This is a genomic window from Streptomyces sp. NBC_01016 (assembly GCF_026341035.1).
GTDB lineage: Bacteria > Actinomycetota > Actinomycetes > Streptomycetales > Streptomycetaceae > Streptomyces.
Genome location: NZ_JAPEOQ010000002.1, coordinates 1,632,007 through 1,651,991, shown reverse-complemented (window position 1 = coordinate 1,651,991; position 19,985 = coordinate 1,632,007). Strand labels below are relative to the sequence as shown.

Here is a 19,985-nt window from a genome sequence, read left to right as displayed (position 1 = left end):
GTTACTTCGTCTCCTCGGAACCGGTGGGGCGAGTGTGGCTGACGGCGGGCTCGTTGCCGCCGAGAAGCAGGTACAGGACGGCCATCCGCGTGTGCACGCCGTTGGCGACCTGCTCGATGACCGTGCAGCGGTCGGAGTCGGCGACCTCGGCGGTGATCTCCATGCCGCGGACCATCGGGCCGGGGTGCATCACGATGGAGTGCTCAGGCATCCGCGCCATGCGGTCGCCGTCCAGCCCGTAGCGGCGCGAGTACTCGCGCTCGGTCGGGAAGAACGCGGCGTTCATCCGCTCCCGCTGCACGCGCAGCATCATCACCGCGTCGGACTTGGTGAGGGTGGAGTCCAGGTCGTACGAGACCTCGCACGGCCAGGTCTCGACGCCGACCGGCACCAGGGTGGGCGGCGCGACGACGGTGACCTCGGCGCCGAGCGTGTGCAGCAGGTCGACGTTCGAGCGGGCGACGCGGCTGTGCAGCACGTCGCCGACGATCGTGACGCGCTTGCCGTCGAGGCCCTGGCCGATCCCGGCGTCGGGACCGATGAGGCGGCGGCGCATCGTGAAGGCGTCGAGCAGCGCCTGCGTGGGGTGCTGGTGGGTGCCGTCACCGGCGTTGATGACGGGCGCGTCGATCCAGCCGGAGGTGGCGAGCCGGTACGGGGCGCCGGACGCGCCGTGCCGGATGACGACGGCGTCGACGCCCATGGCCTCGAGGGTCTGGGCGGTGTCCTTGAGGGACTCGCCCTTGGAGACGCTCGACCCCTTGGCGGCGAAGTTGATGACGTCGGCGGACAGGCGCTTCTCGGCGGCCTCGAACGAGATCCGCGTACGCGTCGAGTCCTCGAAGAACAGGTTGCAGATGGTCCGGCCGCGCAGCGCGGGCAGCTTCTTGATGGGCCGGTCGGCGACGCGGGCCATCTCCTCGGCGGTGTCGAGGATGAGTACGGCATCGTCGCGGGAGAGGTCGGCGGCCGAGATGAGGTGTCGCATCATCTGGGGTGCTCCGTAAGGCAGTTCAGGAGATTCAGGACATACGGGCGCGCGAGGGCACACCTGTCGGGCCGTACGCGTGCGCGCGCACGGCAGGAAGGGGTGCTACTGCTCGGCCGCCTGGGCGTCCGGCTTGGCACCGAGCAGCACGGCGTCGCGGCCGTCCTCCTCGGCGAGCTGGACCTTGACCGTCTCCCGCAGCGACGTGGGGAGGTTCTTGCCGACGTAGTCGGCACGGATGGGGAGTTCGCGGTGGCCGCGGTCGACGAGGACGGCGAGCTGCACGGCACGCGGGCGCCCGATGTCGTTCAGGGCGTCGAGGGCGGCGCGGATGGTGCGGCCGGAGAAGAGCACGTCGTCGACGAGGACGACGAGGCGGCCGTCGATGCCGTCACCCGGGATCTCGGTGCGGGCGAGCGCGCGCGGCGGGTGCATGCGCAGGTCGTCGCGGTACATCGTGATGTCGAGCGAGCCGACGGGGATGGCGCGGCCGGTGATCTCTTCGAGCTTCTCGGCCAGCCGGCGGGCGAGGAAGACGCCTCGCGTGGGGATGCCCAGGAGAACCACGTCCTCGGCGCCCTTGGCGCGCTCGACGATCTCGTGGGCGATGCGGGTCAGTACCCGCGCGATGTCAGGGCCTTCGAGTACGGGCCGGGCATCGGACTGCTGTGTGTCCATACGAAACGGACCCCCTTCTCCGCCTCACGGGACGGACCTTAAAGGACGTCGGATTTGCGTCGTCAACACTACCAGCCCCCACAACATCGCTGATCACCCGCCTGGAGGTGCGAGACCGCGGAATTCACGAGAAGGTCGGTACGGACCATTCGGCTTGACGCGGCCAAGTAACGCTGCGTAACCTCACAGTGAGTTACAGCCACGCGGCGCAGCCGCTTAGTGATGCAGTGTCCGGGGAGCTATATGTCCAGCGAATACGCCAAACAGCTCGGGGCGAAGCTCCGCGCGATCCGTACCCAGCAGGGCCTTTCCCTCCACGGTGTCGAGGAGAAGTCCCAGGGACGCTGGAAGGCGGTCGTGGTGGGGTCGTACGAGCGCGGCGACCGTGCCGTGACCGTGCAGCGTCTCGCCGAACTGGCGGACTTCTACGGCGTGCCGGTGCAGGAACTGTTGCCGGGCACCACCCCGGGTGGCGCCGCCGAGCCGCCGCCGAAGCTGCGCCTCGACCTGGAGCGTCTGGCCCACGTGCCGCCGGAGAAGGCGGGCCCGCTGCAGCGTTACGCCGCCACGATCCAGTCGCAGCGCGGTGACTACAACGGCAAGGTGCTGTCGATCCGCCAGGACGACCTGCGCACCCTCGCCGTCATCTACGACCAGTCGCCCTCGGTCCTGACCGAGCAGCTGATCAGCTGGGGCGTGCTCGACGCGGACGCGCGTCGCGCGGTGGCGCACGACGACGTCTGATTCCGGCCACGCGCCGCAGAAACGTCACAGCCCTGAGGGGGCGGAGCGATTGGGCTCCGCCCCCTCAGGCGTTTCCGGGGCCTGCCCAGTGCGTTCCCTCCGGTGTTTCCGAGCCCCGGTGCGTTCCCTCAGTCCCTCAGGTCCGGAAGAGCCGCCCGATCACCTCGGGCAGCAGGCGCGCGCTCAGTCGCGGCGGGAGCTCCTGGAGCACCGCGAGCACGGGCGCCATCCGCTCCGGCAGCCTGCCGCCCTCGCCCACCCCGGCGAGCGCGAGCGCGATCTCGACCTCCTCCGAGGTCAGCGCGTCCGGATCCAGCGTGGCCGCGGCCTCGACGACCTCGGGATCCACCCGAACGGGCCCCAGCTCACGGGCCCGTTCCACCGCTTTCTCCAGCTCGGCAAGCAACATCCGCGCCGTCTCCTGTTGCGCGACCGCCGCGGTCACCGTCAGATGCAGCGTGGCCGGCGAGGCCCCGAACGCCGGCTGCGGCTGCAGATACCAGCCGCTCCCCCGCAGCTCGTCCGCCACCACGAAGACATCGATGTCCGGGTCGTCGGAGGCCACGGCGATCAGGGAGGCCTCGGGCCGCGCGGCGAGCCGCAGACCGCCGATCCGTTCGACACCGTCAGCGAGCGCGCGGGTCGTCCGGTGTACGCGCGTCGACAGCACCGCGTAACCTTCGGCGCCGACGCGCTCCGTCACCGCCCAGGCCGCCGCGAGGGGCCCGGCCGACTTGGTGCCCTGGAGCGTGGAGTTGACCACGGGGTAGCCGGGCCAGGCGGCGTGCGCGAACCAGCCGTGCCGGCGCAGCCCCGCGTCGCGGAACAGGAGCAGCGAGGCGCCCTTCGCCGTGTACGCGTATTTGTGCAGGTCGACGGAGAGCGACGTCACGCCGGGGACGGACAGGTCGAACTCCGGGACGTCCGGTACGTCCTGCCCCTGTCGCGCGGCGTGCCGCAGATGCCCCAGGTACCACCCGCCGATGCACGCGTCGACGTGGCACAGCACCCCGCGCCGCTCCGCCTCCCGCGCCACCTCGACGACCGGGTCGATGACCCCGTGCGCGTACGAGGGAGCGGAGACGACGACCAGGGCGGTGCGGTCGGAGATCGCCGCGGCCATGTCGGCCGGGCGCACCTTGAAGGTGTCCGGGTCGACGGGGACGCTCACCACGCGCAGGCCGAAGAGCTCGGCGGCCTTGTGGAAGGCGGCGTGCGCCGTCTCCGGCAGCACGAGTTCGGGCTCGGTCACCCCGCGCTCCTTGCGGGCGTACTGACGCGCGGTCAGGACGGCGAGCAGGCAGCTCTCGGTGCCGCCGCTGGTGAACGTGCCCGCGCTCCCGCCGAGCAGCGCGGTGCCGCGCCGCACCAGGTCGTTCTCCAGCTCCACGACGCTCGGGAACGCCGTCATGTCGAGCCCGTTGACCCCGGCGAAGGCGGCCTGCGCGGCGTTCGCGAGTTCGTCGAGGCCCTCGAGCCCGGAGTCGTAGACGTACGCCATGGTGCGCCCGCCGTGTACCGGCAGGTCGCCCGCGCGCAGTGCGGTCAGCCGCGCCAGGATCGGGTCGTCGGTCGTCATGCGGACTCCTCGTCTCGCTGGGTGGGCTCTGGGTGCTCGCCGGGCGCGAAGGACTCGTCGAAGTCGGCGCGCAGGCGGATCAGTTCGGACTCGGTGAGGCGGTACCTGGCCAGCAGCGGAAGGCTCAGCGCGAGCAGCAGGGCGGGCAGTGCGCCGAAGCCGATGACGATCGCGGTCAGCGCCGAGCCGGGCTGCGCGACGCGGTCAGTGGCATCGGACGAGACGAACCCGCCCAGCGCGAGGACGAGCCCGAACAGGCCGGGGCCCAGGGCGAGTCCGAGTGTCTCACCGGCGGTCCACAGGCCGGTGAAGACTCCGGCCCTGCGCCGCCCGCTGGTGTAGGCGTCCGCGGCGATCGCGTCGCCGAGCATCGCGAGCGGCAGCATCTGCATGCCCGCATACCCGACGCCCGCCACGGCCACGGCCACGTAGACCAGCGTCGTCGGCAGTTCACGTCCCGCGGCGGCGCCGAGCGCCCCCAGCAGGAAGCAGACGGAAGCCCCGACTGCCGCGTTCCGCTTGCCCGTTCGGCGGCCCATGGCCAGCCACAGGGGCATCGCGAGGAGCGACGGCACGATGAGGCAGGCGAACAGCACGGTGGTGGCGCTCGGCCGGCCGAGGATGTACGTCGCGAAGTACTGGGTGCCGACGAGCATCAGGCCGGACGCGGCGGCCTGCACGACGTACGCGCCGAACAGCCAGCCGAAGGGCGCATTGCCCCGGGCGGCGCGCAGCTGCGCGCGCAGACTCGACTCGCTGGTTGTACGTATGACGTCCGCCGGTGCTGGTGTGGCGTCACGCGTTGTACGTATGACGTCCCGCGTATTACGTATAACGCTGGGCGCTCCCGCCGTGGCGAGCACGGCGGCCAGCATGCCCACGGCGAGCAGCCCGCCGATCACCACACCCATCAGCCGGTACCCGCCCGCGCTCCCCCGGTCGTCGCCGGTGGCGCCCGCGAGGATCGGGGCGAGGGAGCCGGACAGCAGGATGGCCACGGCGAGGAAGGCGACCCGCCAGGCCATGACCCGGGCCCGCTCGTCCGGATCACCCGTGAGTTCCGCGGGCAGCGCGACGTACGGGACCTGGAAGCAGGCGTACGCGGAGGCGCTGAGCAGGAACAGGACGGCCACGTACGCGGCGGCGGGTCCGCCTTCGAGGCCGGCGGGGGCAGCAAACATGCCCGCGAAGCAGACCGGCAGGGTGAGCGCGCCGAGCAGCATCCAGGAGCGGCGCGGGCCGAGGCGCGAGCGGGTGCTGCGGTCGGAGCGACCGCCGACCCACGGGTTGAACAGCACGTCCCAGACCTTGGGCAGGAAGACGAGCAGCCCGGCCAGTCCCGCTCCGACGCCGAGCACGTCGGTCAGGTAGTACAGCAGCAACAGGCCCGGGACCGTGCCGAAGGTTCCGGTGGCGAGGGAGCCGAGCCCGTAGCCGATGCGCACGCGCGCGGGGAGGCCTGTCGGTGACATGACCAGAACTTAGTGAAGATCCCCGGAAACGCACCAGGCCCGGAGCAGAACATTGTTCATGTTCTGCTCCGGGCCCGCGGAACGGTGCTGCGCTCGGCGGCGGGGCTCAGGCCTCGTCGCGACGCAGGGACGACTTCAGGTCCTTGAAGCGACCCAACAGTCCGTTGATGAACGCCGGTGACTCGTCGGTGGAGAACTCCTTGGCCAGCTGAACGGCCTCGTCGATCACCACGGCGTCCGGGGTCCCGTCGACCCAGACCAGCTCATAGGCGCCGAGCCGCACGATGTTGCGGTCGACGACCGGCATCCGGTCAAGGGTCCACCCGACGGAGTACTGCGAGATGAGCTCGTCGATCCGGGACGCCTGCTTGGCGTACCCCTCGACCAGCTCCATCGTGTACTCGCTGACCGGGGGCTGCCGCGTGTCACTGCGGGAGTGCCGGATCCAGTCCGCGAGAACCGTCAGGACGTCGGCGCCGCGCTGGTCTGCCTCGAAGAGGATCTGAAAGGCGCGCTTGCGGGCCGTATTACGGGCAGCCACGGTTAGCTGTTCACCCGGCCGAGGTAGTCGCTGGAGCGGGTGTCGACCTTGATCTTCTCACCCGTGGTGACGAAGAGCGGCACGTTGATCTGGTGGCCGGTCTCCAGGATGGCGGGCTTGGTGCCGCCGGTGGAGCGGTCGCCCTGGACGCCCGGCTCGGTCTCCTTGATGACCAGCTCGACGGCGGCCGGCAGCTCGACGAAGAGCACCTCGCCCTCGTGCTGGGCGACCGTGGCCTCGAAGCCCTCGATCAGGAAGTTGGCGGCGTCACCGACGGCCTTGCGGTCGACGTGCAGCTGGTCGTACGTCTGCATGTCCATGAAGACGAAGTAGTCGCCGTCCATGTACGAGAACTGCATGTCGCGCTTGTCAATGGTGGCCGTGTCGACCTTGACGCCGGCGTTGAACGTCTTGTCGACGACCTTGCCGGAGAGCACGTTCTTGAGCTTGGTGCGCACGAAGGCAGGGCCCTTGCCGGGCTTGACGTGCTGGAACTCGACGACGGACCAGAGCTGGCCCCCGTCGAGCTTGAGCACCAGGCCGTTCTTGAGGTCGTTCGTGGAAGCCACGGTTGCGGAATCTCCTGGACTGACGTGGACGACCCAGGGGCACGCGAGCAGCCTTTGCGGGCTAGAGCGCGAGCAGCTCCTTGGTCGTGATGGTGAGTAGCTCGGGTCCGCCGTCCGCCTCGGGGCGGACGACGAGCGTGTCATCGATCCGGACGCCGCCCCGACCCGGGAGGTGGACCCCCGGCTCGACGGTGACCGGCACACAAGTGTCCAGTTTACCCATGGCTGCGGGGGCCAACTGCGGGTCCTCGTCGATTTCGAGTCCCACACCGTGTCCGGTCAGCGGCGCGAGCCCGTCACCATACCCTGCCGCGTCCAGGACGTGACGGGCGGCCCGGTCCACTTCGCGGCACTCGACGCCCGGCGCCAGGCTCTCCCGGGCGGCCCGCTGGGCGGCGAAGACGAGGTCGTACAGCTCGATCTGCCAGTCCGCGGGCGAGGTTCCGATGACGAACGTACGGCCGATCTCGCAGCGGTAGCCGCGGTACGTCGCGCCCAGGCACACGGAGAGGAAATCACCCTCCTCGACCCGGCGGTCGGTGGGCCGGTGGGCCACGCGCCCCGAGTTCGGGCCCGTGCCCACGGAGGTGGGGAAGGCGGCACCGTCGGCGCCGTGGTCGACAAGTCGACGTTCCAGTTCGAGGGAGAGGTGCCGCTCCGTTCGGCCGACGAGGATGGACTCGAGCAGCTCACCGAGCGCCTGGTCGGCGATCTCTGCCGCTATCCGCAGACAGGAGATCTCCTCCTCGTCCTTGACGAGGCGGAGCTGCTCGACCCCGCTGTTGAGGTCCAGCAGACGGAGCCGGGGTGCCACGGAGCCGACCGCACGGTGCCGGGCCACCGTCAGGTGGTGCTCCTCGACGGCGAGCGAGTCGGCCCCGCGGGCCGCGGCCACGTCCGCGGCGGCGACGGCCGGGTCCCCCGCGGGTACGTCCAGGACCTGTACCCGCAGCGCTTCGTCGAGCCGGCCGTCGGCGGGTTCCTCGCTGGGCGCTCGCGCGCACAGCAGGAGGTCGTCACCGCCGCCGAGGTCCCGGCCCAGCAGGAGGACGGCGCCGTGCGGTGCCGTTCCAGCCAGGTAGCGGACGTTGGCGGGGCGCGAGACGAGGGCGGCCGCGCTGCCGCCCGCCGTAGCGCGCTCTCTGAGCCGGTCCCGTCGGGCCGCGTGCACCTCTGCCATGACGCGAGCGTACGAGCGGGCACGGGTGACGGCCGTCCAAGCGCGTCCGGACGGGTCCCTCCGGGGGTGGGGCGGGTGGGCTCGTGCCGGGGGTTTGGTGCGCGAGGCCGCCGGGGTGAGCTGTGGCGGGGTTGGTGGCAGCGTCATCCGGGGGCGGGGCCCGCCTGATGAGTGCGGGGCACCGGGGGTTGGGGCCTTGCCGGGATCCGCGCTTGCCTGATGGGGGCGCGGCGCCGGGGGTTGGAGCCTTGCCCGGGGCCACGCTTACCTGATGGGGGCACGGCGCCGGGGGGCGCCTTACCGGGGCAACGTCTGCCGCGCTCATTGCAGGGCGCCGCACAACCCCTGGCTGCGCCGATCCCCGCTCATCTCCCTCCCACCCGCCCCCTCCGGGGGCTTCGGCTCGCCCGGGGGCCGGCCCGCGGTGCCGGGGCCCGGATCGTGACAGGTATACGGGGCTTGGGCCCGGGCTCCCTCAGGCTTGGCGCCCGTCGTGACGCGTGCGCAGCGCCGAGGGTGGAGCTCCACCGGTGCCGACGCACCACTGGACCGGTGCGCGGCGCCACACCACCCCCGGCTGCGCCAACGCCCGGTCGTCCCTCTCCTACCCGCTCCCACCGGCGTCTTCGGCCCACCCGGGGCCTGGCCCGCTGCGCCGGGGCCCGCATCTGACAGGAGCGGGCCTCCCCGGGGCCGGCTCTCTCAGGGGTGGCGCCCGCCGTGATGCGTGCGCAGCGCCGAGGAACGGAGCTTCGCCGGGAACGGCACACCACTGGGCCGGTGCACGGCACCACACCACCCCCGGCTGCGCCAGTGCCCGCTCATCTCCCACCACCCGCCCCCTCCGGGGGCTCCGGCCCGCCCCGGGGCCTGGCCCGCTGCGCCGAGGTCGGCGACCTGTGCCGGGGCCGGGCCTTCCGTGTTCGTTGCGCGGCACCGTGCGCCGCCTTGCCCACCCTGCCGCCCAAGGCGGCAGATTGCCCAAGTCGGGGGCGGCCCACCGCCACGGGTGGGGAGTCGTGGTGGCCACAGATCACCCAAGGCAGTTGCGGCCGACCGCCGTGGGTGGGAGCCGTAGTGGCGGCAGATTGCCCAAGGCAGCTGCGGCCGACCGCCATGGGTGGGAAGTCGTGGCTGGTGGTGGATTGCACAAGGCGGGTCAGCGTCGACCGCCATGAGCGGGAGCCGTGGATGGCGGCGGATTGCACGAGGCAGGACGGCGTCGACCGCCAGGGACAGGAGACGTGGTGGCGGCAGTTCGCACGAAGCGGTTGCGGTCGCACGCCACGAGTTGGGAGCCGTGATGGCCGCAGATTGCGCGAGGCGGTTGCGGCCGACCGCCACGGGTGGGGAACCGTGGTGGCCACAGATCGCCCCAGGCAGTTGCGGCCGACCGCCACAAGCAGGAGCCGTGGTCGACGCCGGGCTGCCCAAGGCGACGGCCGCTTGTTCGCGGCGGGAGCCGCGCTCCGCACCGTCACGGTCGAGCTGGGCAAATAAAGCCCCTGCGGCGCTTGAGCAGCGGGGTCCGGGGCAGAGCCCCGCGGCGTGAGCCGATCGACCGCAACAGGCAGAGAACCCGGTCGGCGACAGGACGGCCCACGCCACGGGCAACACCCCGTCGGACCGACGCCCCCGGAGGGGGCGGGCGGGTGGGAGATGGGCGGAGGAACCGGCACGGGACACCGCAGGCCCTCGTCAGCCGGAGGGAACCCGCACGGGACACCGCAGGCCCTCGTCAGCCGGAGGGAACCCGCACGCGGGCGCCGCAAAGCCACGTCGGGCGGAAGGAACCCGCACGGGACGCCGCAGGCCCGCATCGGCCGGAGGGAACCGGTACGCGGGCACCGCATACCCCGCCCCGCCCCAGCAGAGCCCACCGGTATCAAGCCCGCCGACCCCGTAGGCAGCCCCGCCCCAGCCAACCTCGAAGGCCCCGTCGGCCCGCCGACCCCACCCGCCCCGCCGCCAGGCCTACGCCTACCCCACCGTCACCACTTCGGTGGGCTCGTGATGGCGCGGGCCAGGACGTCGTCCAGGACCTGCGCCGTGCCGGGGACGTCCAGCTGGGAGTTGTCGATGATCGGGAGGCCCGAGCCGTACCAGCCCGCCATCCGCCCGTGGATCCGGGCCACCTCCTCGTCGGTGAGACGCCGGTTGCCGCTGCGCCGGGAGTTGCGCTCCAGGACGATCTCCAGGCCGGGCAGGAGGACGACGGGCAGCAGCCCAGGCCCCACGTGCCGCTTCCAGCCGCCGAGCCCGACCACCGGCCGGTCCGGGAACACCGCATCGTCGAGGATGCAGGAGATTCCATTCGCCAAAAAGTTGCGCGCGGCGAAACCACAGGTGCGGCGGGCCAACCGGTACTGGGCCTCGCTGTTGTCGTTCCAGCCGCTCTGCGGGTCCGCGAAGCCCGAGCGAACCCATTCCCGTACGTCGTCGAGGCTGATGTGGGCCGTCGGGACCCGACGGCTCTCCGCCCAGTACTTCGCGACACTCGTCTTGCCCGCACCCGCGGGACCGATGAGCAGCACGGCGAGCGTGGTCGAGGTCGCGTCGGCGGGCGCCTGCGCGGGCGGCGGACTCGGCACCGCGACGGGGGCGCCGGTCGGGAGCTGCACATGGCCGGTGGTCTCACGCGGCGGCTGCTGCGGCGGATGCGCGGCCTGCGGCGGTGGCGGGGCAGGGGCCTGCGGCGCCTGGATGTGCGGCGGTTGGGCGGGCGGGTGGTGCGGCGGCGCTCCGCTGAAGCCCGGCACACCGGGCGGCTGCGGGGCGTGACTCGCCTGCGGCAAGGGGCCGGCCGGCCTGTGCTCCGGCCGGTGGGGCGGCGGCAGCGGAGACCCCCCTGCTTGCTGCATCCGGTGCCACTCCATCTCGTACGACGGTCACTAGGGTCTATCCGGCGGATCATGTCGCGGTTGCGGGCCCTGGCACGCACATCTGCGGCGTTGTCCTCAATCACCATCGCTCCGCGATGCCTCAATCGTCCGCCTTGCAGCTGCACACACCAGCCCCCGCTCACCGGCACCGATCGATGACGGCCACCCGGAAGCGACCTGACCCGCCGGACAGACCCTAGGGCGCCGGCGAACGGGGCGCTACTGAACGGTACCGTCCCCGGCCGCCGTTGTGTGAACGGCCGGGGAGGTCATGACGTGCCCGAACGCGAACGGACCGCCCTATTCCGCCACTTCGCCGTACGCGGCGAGCAGCACGGCGGGGTCGGGCCCCTCCAGGACGGTGGGCCTGCCGAGGCCGTCGAGGACGATGAAGCGCAGCAGGTCCCCGCGGGACTTCTTGTCGACCTTCATCGTTTCGAGGAGCTTGGGCCACTGGTCGTAGCGGTAGGTCAGCGGGAGACCCACCGACTCCAGGACCGTGCGGTGGCGGTCGGCCGTCGCGTCGTCCAACCGGCCTGCCAGGCGGCCGAGTTCGGCGGCGAAGAGCATGCCGACGGAGACGGCCGCGCCGTGCCGCCACTTGTAGCGCTCGTTCTTCTCGATGGCGTGCGCGAGCGTGTGCCCGTAGTTGAGGATCTCGCGGAGGCCCGACTCCTTGAGGTCGGAGGAGACGACCTCGGCCTTGACCCTGATGGCGCGCTCGATCAGCTCGGCGGTGTGCTTGCCCGTGGGCGTACGGGCCGACTCCGGGTCCTCCTCGATGAGTTCGAGGATCTTCTCGTCGGCGATGAAGCCGGCCTTGATGACCTCGGCGAGGCCGGACACGAAGTCGTGCACCGGGAGGGAGTCGAGGGCGGCCAGGTCGCACAGGACTCCGGCCGGCGGGTGGAAGGACCCCACCAGGTTCTTGCCCTCGGCGGTGTTGATGCCGGTCTTGCCGCCGACCGCCGCGTCCACCATGGCGAGCACGGTCGTCGGGATGGCGATCCAGCGCACGCCGCGCAGCCAGGTCGCGGCCACGAAACCGGCGAGGTCCGTGGTCGCGCCGCCGCCGACGCCGACGACGACGTCGGAGCGCGTGAAGTTGGACTGCCCGAGGGCCTTCCAGCAGTACGCGGCGACCTCGGCGGTCTTCGCCTCCTCGGCGTTCGGCACCTGGATGGCGACGGCCTCGAAGCCCTGGTCGGCCAGGTCGTCGCGGAGCGCCTCGCCGGTCTCGGCGAGCGCCTCCGGGTGCACGATGGCGACACGCTTGACCTTGTCGCCGATCAACGAGCCCAGTTCACCCAGGAGTTGACGCCCCACCAGGACCTCGTACGGGTCCGTGCCGGCGGTGCCGCCGACGTGGATACGGGTCACTTCCTCGCTCATGCCTGCTTCAACTCCAGTGCGTCGAGGACCGCTTCGGCGACCTCTTCGGGGGTGCGGCCGTCGGTGGCCACGACCACCTGGGCGACCTCGGTGTACAGATGCCGGCGCGCCTCCATCAACTCCCGCCACTGCTTGCGGGGGTTGATGGCGAGCAGCGGCCTGGCCGCGTTCAGACCGGTGCGCTTGGCCGCCTCCTCGACGTCCATCGAGAGATAGACGACGGTCGGGTGGGCGGCGAGCAGCGCGCGGGTGTCGGCGTCGAGGATCGCGCCGCCGCCGAGCGAGAGCACGCCCTCGTGGTCGGCGAGCGCGGCCGCAACGGAGGCCTTCTCAAGGCCTCGGAAGTGCGCCTCGCCCTCATCGACGAAGATCTCCGCGATGGCGCGGCCCTGTGCGGTGACGATGTCGTCGTCGGTGTCCCGGTAGGCGCAGCCGAGCCGCTCGGCGAGCAGCGCGCCCACCGTCGACTTGCCGACCCCCATCGGTCCGACGAGGACGACCTGCGGGCCGCTCAACGGATCTGGAGGTTGTCGAGGTACGAGGTGACGTTGCGCCGGGTCTCCGGCACGCTGTCGCCGCCGAACTTCTCGGCGACCGCGTCCGCGAGGACGAGCGCGACCATCGCCTCGGCGACGATGCCGGCGGCCGGCACGGCGGAGACGTCGGAGCGCTGGTGGTGGGCCTGCGTGGCCTCACCGGTGGCGACGTCGACGGTCTTGAGGGCGCGCGGCACGGTCGCGATCGGCTTCATCGCGGCGCGCACCCGCAGCAGCTCACCGGTGGTGAGGCCGCCCTCGGTGCCGCCCGCGTGGCCGGAGACGCGGCGGATGCCGTCGTCCGTCTTGACGATCTCGTCGTGCGCCTGCGAACCGGGCACGCGCGCCAGCTCGAAGCCGTCACCGATCTCGACGCCCTTGATGGCCTGGATGCCCATGAGCGCACCGGCCAGGCGGGCGTCGAGCTTGCGGTCCCAGTGCACGTGCGAGCCGAGGCCCACCGGCACGTCGTAGGCGAGGACCTCGACGACGCCGCCGAGCGTGTCGCCGTCCTTGTGGGCCTGGTCGACCTCGGCCACCATCTGCTTCGACGCGTCGGCGTCCAGGCAGCGCAGCGGGTCGGCGTCCAGCTTCTCGACGTCGGCCGGGGTCGGGTAGACGCCCTGCGGGGCCTTCACCGAGCACAGCTCGACGACGTGGCTGACGATCTCGATGCCGGCCGTCTCCTTGAGGTACGACCGGGCGACCGCGCCGAGCGCGACCCGGGCGGCCGTCTCGCGGGCCGAGGCGCGCTCCAGGATCGGGCGGGCCTCGTCGAAGCCGTACTTCTGCATGCCCGCGAGGTCGGCGTGGCCGGGGCGCGGACGGGTCAGCGGCGCGTTGCGCGCCATGTCCTTGAGGATCTCCGGGTCGACCGGGTCACCGGACATGACCTTGTCCCACTTGGGCCACTCGGTGTTGCCGACCATGATCGCGATCGGGGAGCCGAGGGTGAGTCCGTGCCGGACGCCGCCGAGGAAGGTGACCTCGTCGCGCTCGAATTTCATCCGCGCGCCGCGGCCATAGCCGAGGCGCCGCCGTGCCAGGTGGTCCGCCACCATCTCCGTGGTGATCGGAACGCCGGCGGGAAGTCCCTCCAGCGTCGCGACGAGTGCGGGGCCGTGCGACTCCCCCGCGGTCAGCCAGCGCAACCTGCTCAACGGTGCTCCTCATGCTCGCGCTCTGTGTATGGGAACGATCCTCCCATGCCCGCAGAGCCCGACGTTTCCGGTGTCCGGGGTGCGGACGCCACATGAGACGCGAGCCACACGCCGAGGGGTCAGCCGAGCGCCTTCACGCCCGCCGCGCGCATGGCGGCGAGCACCGGGCGGGTGTCCCCGGTGAACTGCTCGAACTGGAAGACCGCCTGGTGCACGAGCAGGTCGAGCCCGCTGAGAATCGGGCCGCCGCGCCGCTCCCAGGCGGCCGCCAGCGGCGTGGGCCACGGATCGTAGACGACGTCGAAGAGCGTGCCGACGTTTCCGGGCACCGCCTCGACCAGGTGGTCCGTGCCGCCCTTCGGCGTCGTGGCGATCACCAGTGGGGCCTCGAAGGCCGCGGCCGCGTCGGCCCAGTCGGCCGTGCGCACCCGCACCCCGAGGCGTTCGCCCCAGCCGCGCATCTCGTCAGCGCGCTGCTCACTGCGTACGTAGGTGACGACCTCGCCGGTGCAGATCCGGGAGAGCGCGGCGAGCGCGGAGGACGCGGTGGCGCCCGCGCCGAGGATCGCCGCCGACTCGACCTTCTCCACGCCGCGCTCGTGCAGCGCCGCGATCAGCCCCGGGATGTCGGTGTTGTCGCCGATCTTGCGGCCGTCCTCCTTGAGGACGACCGTGTTCACGGCCTCCACGGAGCGCGCGGTCTCGGTGACCTCGTCGAGCAGCGGGATCACCGCCCGCTTCAGCGGCATCGTCAGCGAGAGCCCGGCCCACTCGGGCCCGAGTCCGGCGAGGAAGCCGCGCAGCGCCGCCTCGTCGGTCTCGAACCGGTCGTACCTCCACTCGTCCAGACCCAGCTCCGCGTACGCCGCGTTGTGCAGCTGCGGCGAGAGGGAGTGGGCGATGGGCGAGCCCAGAACTGCCGCCCTGCGCACGTCAGTTGACCTGGCTGGCATTGAACTTGTCCTTCAGCTTCTCGAACTCGGCGCCGGTCTTCGCGAACTCGGTCTTGTGCATGCCGTCCGTGGCCACGAAGTAGATCCAGCCGTCGTCCGTCGGGTTGAGCGTCGCGGCGAGGGCCACATCGCCGGGGTTGCCGATCGGGCCGGGCGGGAGGCCCTTGCGCGTGTAGGTGTTGTACGGGTCCTTGTTGCTGTTGATCTCGGACTCGCCGATGTTGATGTTGCTCTGACCCTTGAGGTAATTGAAGGTCGAGTCGAACTGCAGGAGCTGGTTGGTCTCCGTGTTCGACGTCTTGAGGCGGTTGTAGACGACCTCGGACATCTTGCGGAAGTCGTCGTGCGTCTTGCCCTCGGCCTGCACGAGGCTCGCGACGGTGAGCACCTGCCACGGGCTGTCCAGGTGGAGCTTCTTGGCCTCGCCCTCGAGGTCGAGCCGCTCGTACTTGTCGTTGGCCCGCGCCACCATGTCCTTCAGGACCTCTTCGGGCTCCATGCCCTTGGCGGCCGCATAGCTCGACGGGTAGAGGAAGCCCTCCAGCGGGTCCTTCACGCCGCTGTGGTCCAGCGCCCAGTCGGGCAGGCCGAGGTCCTTGTAGTCCTTCTTCGCGACCTTGGCCGTGGTGCCCTTGGAGACCTTGAGCTTCTTGTCGATCAGCTCGTAGACCTTGGCGTTGCGCCAGCCCTCGGGGATGGTCAGGTTGGCGTGGCTCTTGGGGCTGAGCAGCAGGTCGACGGCGCTCGACGAGGACATCTGCTTCTCCATGACGTACGCGCCGTCCTGGATCGACTTGCCCTTCGGGTCCGCCGACTGGGCGGCGACGAACGCGTCGACGCTCTGCACGACGCCTGCGTCCTTCAGCTTCTGCCCGATGGTGTAGCCGCCGGAGCCCTTCGGGATGACGACGGTGACCTGCTTGCCGTTCCCGTCGCCCGCGTAGTCCGGCGCCGCGCCGAAACGATCCTGGTAGAACTGGTAACCGAAGTAGCCGACGCCGCCGACACCGGCCGCGAAGATCGCCGTGAGGACCAGGCACGCGCAGCCGCTGCGCCGCTTCTTCGGCTTCTTGCCGCCGCGGCCCCGGCGCCCGCCGCGACCCTCGTCGTAGTCGTCCTCGTCGTCGCCACCGCCGTTGAAGAACGCTTCCTCGCCCTGGTCGGGGCCGGCGTCCCAGCCGGTCCCCGGGTCCTGCTGCGGGCGGCGGTGGCCGGGCGGCTCCGGCGGCGGGTAGGCGCCGGGGGTGTTGTAGTAGTCCGGCTCCTCGCCGTTGTACGCGGCGTGCTGACCGGTGCCGTACGGGTCAGCGGGGTCGACGCCGTAGGGCGGCTGCCCCTGCGAGCCGGTGTCCCAGTCCCAGCCACCGTTCTGGCCCTGCTGTCCGCCGTACGACTGCTGGCCGTAGCCGGGGTCCTGGCCGTGGCCCGGGTCCTGCCCGTAGCCGGGATTCTGGCCGTAACCGGGGTCCTGCCCGTAGCCGTAACCCTGCTGACCGGTGTCCCAGTCACCGCCGTAGGCCTGCTGCGGGTCGTACTGCCCTTGGCCTCCGTAGGCAGCCTGGCCGTGCCCGGCCTGCTGCCCCCATCCCTGGTCCCCGTACAGCGGGTCCGCGGGATGCCACGGTTCGGAGCCTTGGCCCCGGCCATACTCAGTCATCGGTCCCCTACAAGCCGCGAGGCAGGATGAGCCGCTGTCCGATCAGGAAGGCCCCGATCAGGAAGGGCAACCGTTCCGCCTCTTGATGCTGTGCGGCGGCTATTCGAACACCGCCGGTCGCGCGGAACGTTACCGTATCGCGATCAGACAACCACTTCGACGCCCTCGCCGGGAGCGGTTCCTGACGCCCGTTCGGACTCCAGGGCCTGCTGGAGGATGATGACGGCGGCCGCCTGGTCGATGACAGAGCGGCCCTTTTTGGACTTAACACCGCTGGCGCGCAGTCCCTGACTGGCCGTCACTGTGGTCATCCTCTCGTCGAGAAGTCTCACCGGAACGGGTGCCACGCCTCGGGCGAGTTCCTGGGCGAAGCCGCGGACCTTGGCGGCCGCCGGGCCCTCGCCCCCCTTGAGGGAGCGAGGGAGTCCGACGACGATCTCGATCGGCTCGTACTCCTCGACGATGGCCTTCAACCGCCGGTGGGCGGCCGGGACGTCGCGTCCCGGCACGGTCTCCACCGGAGTCGCGAGGATCCCGTCGGGGTCGCAGGACGCGACCCCGATCCGGGCGTCCCCGACGTCGATCGCCAGACGGCGGCCTCGGCGCATCAGTTCGCGGTCTCCGCGACGAGGCGCTCGACGGCGTCGATGGCGTCGCCGATCGCGGCCGGGTTCTGGCCGCCGCCCTGCGCGACGTCCGGCTTGCCGCCGCCACCGCCGCCGAGGGTCTTGGCGGCCGTACGGACCAGGTCGCCGGCCTTGAGACCGCGGTCACGGGCGGCGTCGTTGGTCGCGATGACCGTGAGCGGCTTGCCGTTGGCCGTGGTGAAGAGGGCGACGACCGCGGGGCGGCCACCCTGGATGCGGCCTCGAACATCGAGCACCAGCTTGCGCAGGTCGTCGGCGGACGTGCCGTCCGGGACCTGGCCGGTGACGACGGCGACGCCGCGGACGTCCTTGGCGCTCTCGGCGAGACCGGCGGCAGCCTGGAGGACCTTCTCCGCGCGGAACTTCTCGATCTCCTTCTCGGCGTCCTTGAGCTTGCCGAGCATGGCGGAGACCTTGTCGGGCAGCTCCTCGGAGCGGCCCTTGATCAGCTCCTGGAGCTGGGCGACGACCGTGTGCTCCTTGGCGAGGAAGTTGTACGCGTCGACGCCGACGAGGGCCTCGATGCGGCGCACGCCGGAGCCGATGGAGGACTCGCCGAGCAGCTTCACCAGGCCGAGCTGGGCGGTGTTGTGCACGTGCGTGCCGCCGCACAGCTCCTTGGAGAAGTCGCCGATGGTGACCACGCGCACCCGCTCGCCGTACTTCTCGCCGAACTCGGCGATGGCGCCCTGCTTCTTGGCCTCGTCGATCGACATGACCTCGGCCTGCACGTCGAGCTCGTGGGCGAGCACCTCGTTGATCTTCTGTTCGACGTCCGTCATCACGGCCGTGGGCACGGCCGACGGCGAACCGAAGTCGAAGCGGAAGCGGCCCGGCTGGTTCTCGGAGCCGGCCTGCGCAGCCGTCGGGCCGAGCGCGTCGCGCAGCGCCTGGTGCGTGAGGTGCGTGGCGGAGTGGGCGCGGGCGATGGCGCGGCGGCGGGTCACGTCGATGATCGCCTGGGCCGAGGCGCCGACGGTCACCTCGCCGACCTGCACGACGCCCTTGTGGACGTACACGCCGGGAACCGGCTTCTGGCAGTCGCGGACCTCGATCACCGCGCCGTTGTCCAGCTTGATGCGGCCGGTGTCGCCGATCTGGCCACCGCCCTCGGCGTAGAACGGGGTGCGGTCGAGTACGACCTCCACCTCGTCGCCCTCGGTGGCGGCCGGCGACGAGACGCCGTTGACCAACAGGCCGACGACCGTCGACTCGCCCTGCGTGGCCGAGTAACCGATGAAGTCGGTGGCACCGGCGGCGTCGGCGATCTCGCGGTACGCACCGACGTTGACGTGCCCGGTCTTCTTGGCCTGAGCGTCCGCCTTGGCGCGCTCCCGCTGCTCCTTCATCAGGCGGCGGAAGCCGTCCTCGTCCACGGAGAGGCCCTGCTCGGCGGCCATCTCCAGGGTGAGGTCGATGGGGAAGCCCCACGTGTCGTGGAGCAGGAACGCCTTGTCGCCGGCGAGGACCGACTTGCCGGCGGCCTTCGTCTCGGTGACGGCGGTGTCCAGGATGTTCGTGCCGCCCTTGAGGGCCTTGAGGAACGCGGCCTCCTCGGCGAGCGCGACCTGCTCGATGCGCTTGCGGTCGGTGATCAGCTCCGGGTACTGCTGGCCCATCGTGTCGATCACGACGTCGAGCAGCTCCTGCACGACCGGGCCCGTGGCGCCCATGAGGCGCATGTTGCGGATGGCGCGGCGCATGATGCGGCGCAGCACATAGCCGCGGCCCTCGTTGCCGGGCGTGACGCCGTCGCCGATGAGCATCGTCGACGTACGCATGTGGTCGGCGACGACGCGCAGCGAGACGTCCGACTCGTGCTTGCTGCCGTAGGCGACGCCGGTCAGCTCGGTGGCCTTGTCGATGACGACGCGCAGGGTGTCCGTCTCGTACATGTTCTGTACGCCCTGCAGGATCATCGCGAGGCGCTCGAGACCGAGACCCGTGTCGATGTTCTGCGACGGCAGGTCGCCGAGGATCTCGAAGTCGTCCTTGCCGGTGCCCGGGCCGCGCTCGTACTGCATGAAGACCAGGTTCCAGATCTCCACGTAGCGCTCGTCGTTGACGGCCGGGCCGCCCTCTTCGCCGAACTCGGGGCCGCGGTCGTAGTTGATCTCGGAACACGGGCCGCAGGGGCCCGGGACGCCCATGGACCAGTAGTTGTCCGCCTTCCCCAGGCGCTGGATGCGCTCCTTGGGTACGCCGACGACCTCGTGCCAGATGCGCTCGGCCTCGTCGTCGTCGAGGTAGACGGTGACCCAGAGCTTCTCGGGCTCCAGACCGTAGCCACCGTCCGCCACGGAGCTGGTGAGCAGCTCCCAGGCGTACTTGATGGCGCCTTCCTTGAAGTAGTCGCCGAAGGAGAAGTTGCCGCACATCTGGAAGAACGTGCCGTGCCGCGTGGTCTTGCCGACCTCTTCGATGTCCGGCGTGCGCACGCACTTCTGGACGGAAGTGGCGCGCGGCGCGGGCGGCTTGACCTCACCCAGGAAGTAGGGCTTGAACGGGACCATGCCTGCGGGGACGAGCAGCAGAGTCGGGTCGTCCGCGATGAGCGACGCCGAGGGCACGACCTTGTGGCCACGCTCCTCGAAGAAGCTCAGCCAGCGGCGACGGATTTCAGCCGACTCCATCAGTGGTCCTCATTCCGATTGTTGATCGAGTACCGCGTGTTCTCGAGGTACTTGGGTTGCTTGAGTTGCTTGGTCTGCTTCGTGGCGAAGGTGTTCTGGATGACCGCGAAGCGGCTCTGCGGCAGCGGTTCGGGATCCGGCGCCTCGTTGATGCCGAGGGCGTCGCCCAGTTCGGCCTCGCGTTCGGCCATGTTGTCGCGGACGTCGAGAGCGAAGTCCTTGAGCTTGTGGCCCGCCTCGACCGCCTTGTTGGCGGCCTGGGCCGCGAGCGACTCCGGCGTCAGCTGCTTGAGCTTGCGGTTGACCTTCGTGGTGGCCCATACGCCGGCGGCTGCGCCCGCGGTGAACCAGAACGTACGGCGGAACATGTCTTC

General features: G+C 71.0%; 17 protein-coding genes. 1 reads left to right on the top strand and 16 read right to left on the bottom strand.

What is annotated here, in order from left to right:
• Position 1 precedes the first annotated feature (1 nt).
• Entirely contained in the window at positions 2-991 is a 990-nt protein-coding gene (locus OG746_RS34295; RefSeq protein WP_266721809.1) for an aspartate carbamoyltransferase catalytic subunit, read from the bottom strand.
• A 102-nt stretch (positions 992-1,093) separates the two neighbouring features.
• The gene (gene pyrR / locus OG746_RS34290; RefSeq protein ID WP_266721807.1) at positions 1,094-1,666 is read right to left on the bottom strand and encodes a bifunctional pyr operon transcriptional regulator/uracil phosphoribosyltransferase PyrR; all 573 of its coding nucleotides are present in this window, start codon (positions 1,664-1,666) and stop codon (positions 1,094-1,096) included.
• A gap of 243 nt (positions 1,667-1,909) precedes the next feature.
• Here pyrR and bldD point away from each other — a divergent pair, with 243 nt between their 5' ends.
• Entirely contained in the window at positions 1,910-2,410 is a 501-nt protein-coding gene (bldD, locus tag OG746_RS34285; protein ID WP_266721805.1) for a transcriptional regulator BldD, read from the top strand.
• Positions 2,411-2,546: 136 nt separating this feature from the next.
• Here bldD and OG746_RS34280 read toward each other — a convergent pair whose 3' ends face one another.
• From OG746_RS34280 to OG746_RS34215, 14 genes are all read right to left on the bottom strand, one after another.
• Entirely contained in the window at positions 2,547-3,989 is a 1,443-nt protein-coding gene (locus OG746_RS34280; protein ID WP_266721803.1) for a pyridoxal phosphate-dependent decarboxylase family protein, read from the bottom strand.
• On the bottom strand, positions 3,986-5,461 hold the full coding sequence (locus OG746_RS34275; RefSeq protein WP_266721801.1) for an MFS transporter: 1,476 nt from the start codon (positions 5,459-5,461) through the stop codon (positions 3,986-3,988). Before OG746_RS34275 ends, OG746_RS34280 begins: the two co-directional genes overlap by 4 nt.
• A 106-nt stretch (positions 5,462-5,567) precedes the next feature.
• Positions 5,568-6,002, bottom strand: a complete 435-nt coding sequence (nusB, locus tag OG746_RS34270; RefSeq protein ID WP_266721800.1) for a transcription antitermination factor NusB — start codon at positions 6,000-6,002, stop codon at positions 5,568-5,570.
• Between the two features lie 2 nt (positions 6,003-6,004).
• A complete protein-coding gene (efp, locus tag OG746_RS34265) occupies positions 6,005-6,571 on the bottom strand; it encodes an elongation factor P (protein WP_266721799.1) in 567 nt (188 codons plus the stop codon).
• 61 nt (positions 6,572-6,632) lie between these two features.
• Positions 6,633-7,751, bottom strand: a complete 1,119-nt coding sequence (locus OG746_RS34260) for an aminopeptidase P family protein (protein ID WP_266721797.1) — start codon at positions 7,749-7,751, stop codon at positions 6,633-6,635.
• 1,991 nt (positions 7,752-9,742) lie between these two features.
• A complete protein-coding gene (locus tag OG746_RS34255) occupies positions 9,743-10,612 on the bottom strand; it encodes a Pro-rich N-terminal domain-containing protein (protein WP_266721795.1) in 870 nt (289 codons plus the stop codon).
• 321 nt (positions 10,613-10,933) lie between these two features.
• Positions 10,934-12,025 (bottom strand): 3-dehydroquinate synthase, encoded by a 1,092-nt coding sequence (aroB, locus tag OG746_RS34250; RefSeq protein WP_266721793.1) that lies wholly within the window; start codon positions 12,023-12,025, stop codon positions 10,934-10,936.
• A complete protein-coding gene (locus OG746_RS34245; RefSeq protein ID WP_266721791.1) occupies positions 12,022-12,540 on the bottom strand; it encodes a shikimate kinase in 519 nt (172 codons plus the stop codon). The genes aroB and OG746_RS34245 overlap by 4 nt, the downstream gene beginning before the upstream one ends.
• Positions 12,537-13,721 (bottom strand): chorismate synthase, encoded by a 1,185-nt coding sequence (gene aroC / locus OG746_RS34240; protein WP_266721789.1) that lies wholly within the window; start codon positions 13,719-13,721, stop codon positions 12,537-12,539. The genes OG746_RS34245 and aroC overlap by 4 nt, the downstream gene beginning before the upstream one ends.
• 119 nt (positions 13,722-13,840) lie before the next feature.
• Positions 13,841-14,674: a shikimate dehydrogenase gene (locus OG746_RS34235; protein WP_266721787.1), complete on the bottom strand. Its 834-nt coding sequence runs from the start codon at positions 14,672-14,674 to the stop codon at positions 13,841-13,843.
• Complete coding sequence (gene mltG, locus OG746_RS34230) at positions 14,655-16,331, bottom strand: endolytic transglycosylase MltG (RefSeq protein WP_266721785.1); 1,677 nt, start codon at positions 16,329-16,331, stop codon at positions 14,655-14,657. Before mltG ends, OG746_RS34235 begins: the two co-directional genes overlap by 20 nt.
• A 143-nt stretch (positions 16,332-16,474) precedes the next feature.
• The gene (gene ruvX, locus OG746_RS34225) at positions 16,475-16,939 is read right to left on the bottom strand and encodes a Holliday junction resolvase RuvX (protein WP_266721783.1); all 465 of its coding nucleotides are present in this window, start codon (positions 16,937-16,939) and stop codon (positions 16,475-16,477) included.
• Entirely contained in the window at positions 16,939-19,611 is a 2,673-nt protein-coding gene (gene alaS, locus OG746_RS34220) for an alanine--tRNA ligase (protein ID WP_266721781.1), read from the bottom strand. The genes ruvX and alaS overlap by 1 nt, the downstream gene beginning before the upstream one ends.
• Positions 19,611-19,979: a DUF6167 family protein gene (locus OG746_RS34215; protein WP_266721779.1), complete on the bottom strand. Its 369-nt coding sequence runs from the start codon at positions 19,977-19,979 to the stop codon at positions 19,611-19,613. Before OG746_RS34215 ends, alaS begins: the two co-directional genes overlap by 1 nt.
• Positions 19,980-19,985: the final 6 nt, after the last annotated feature.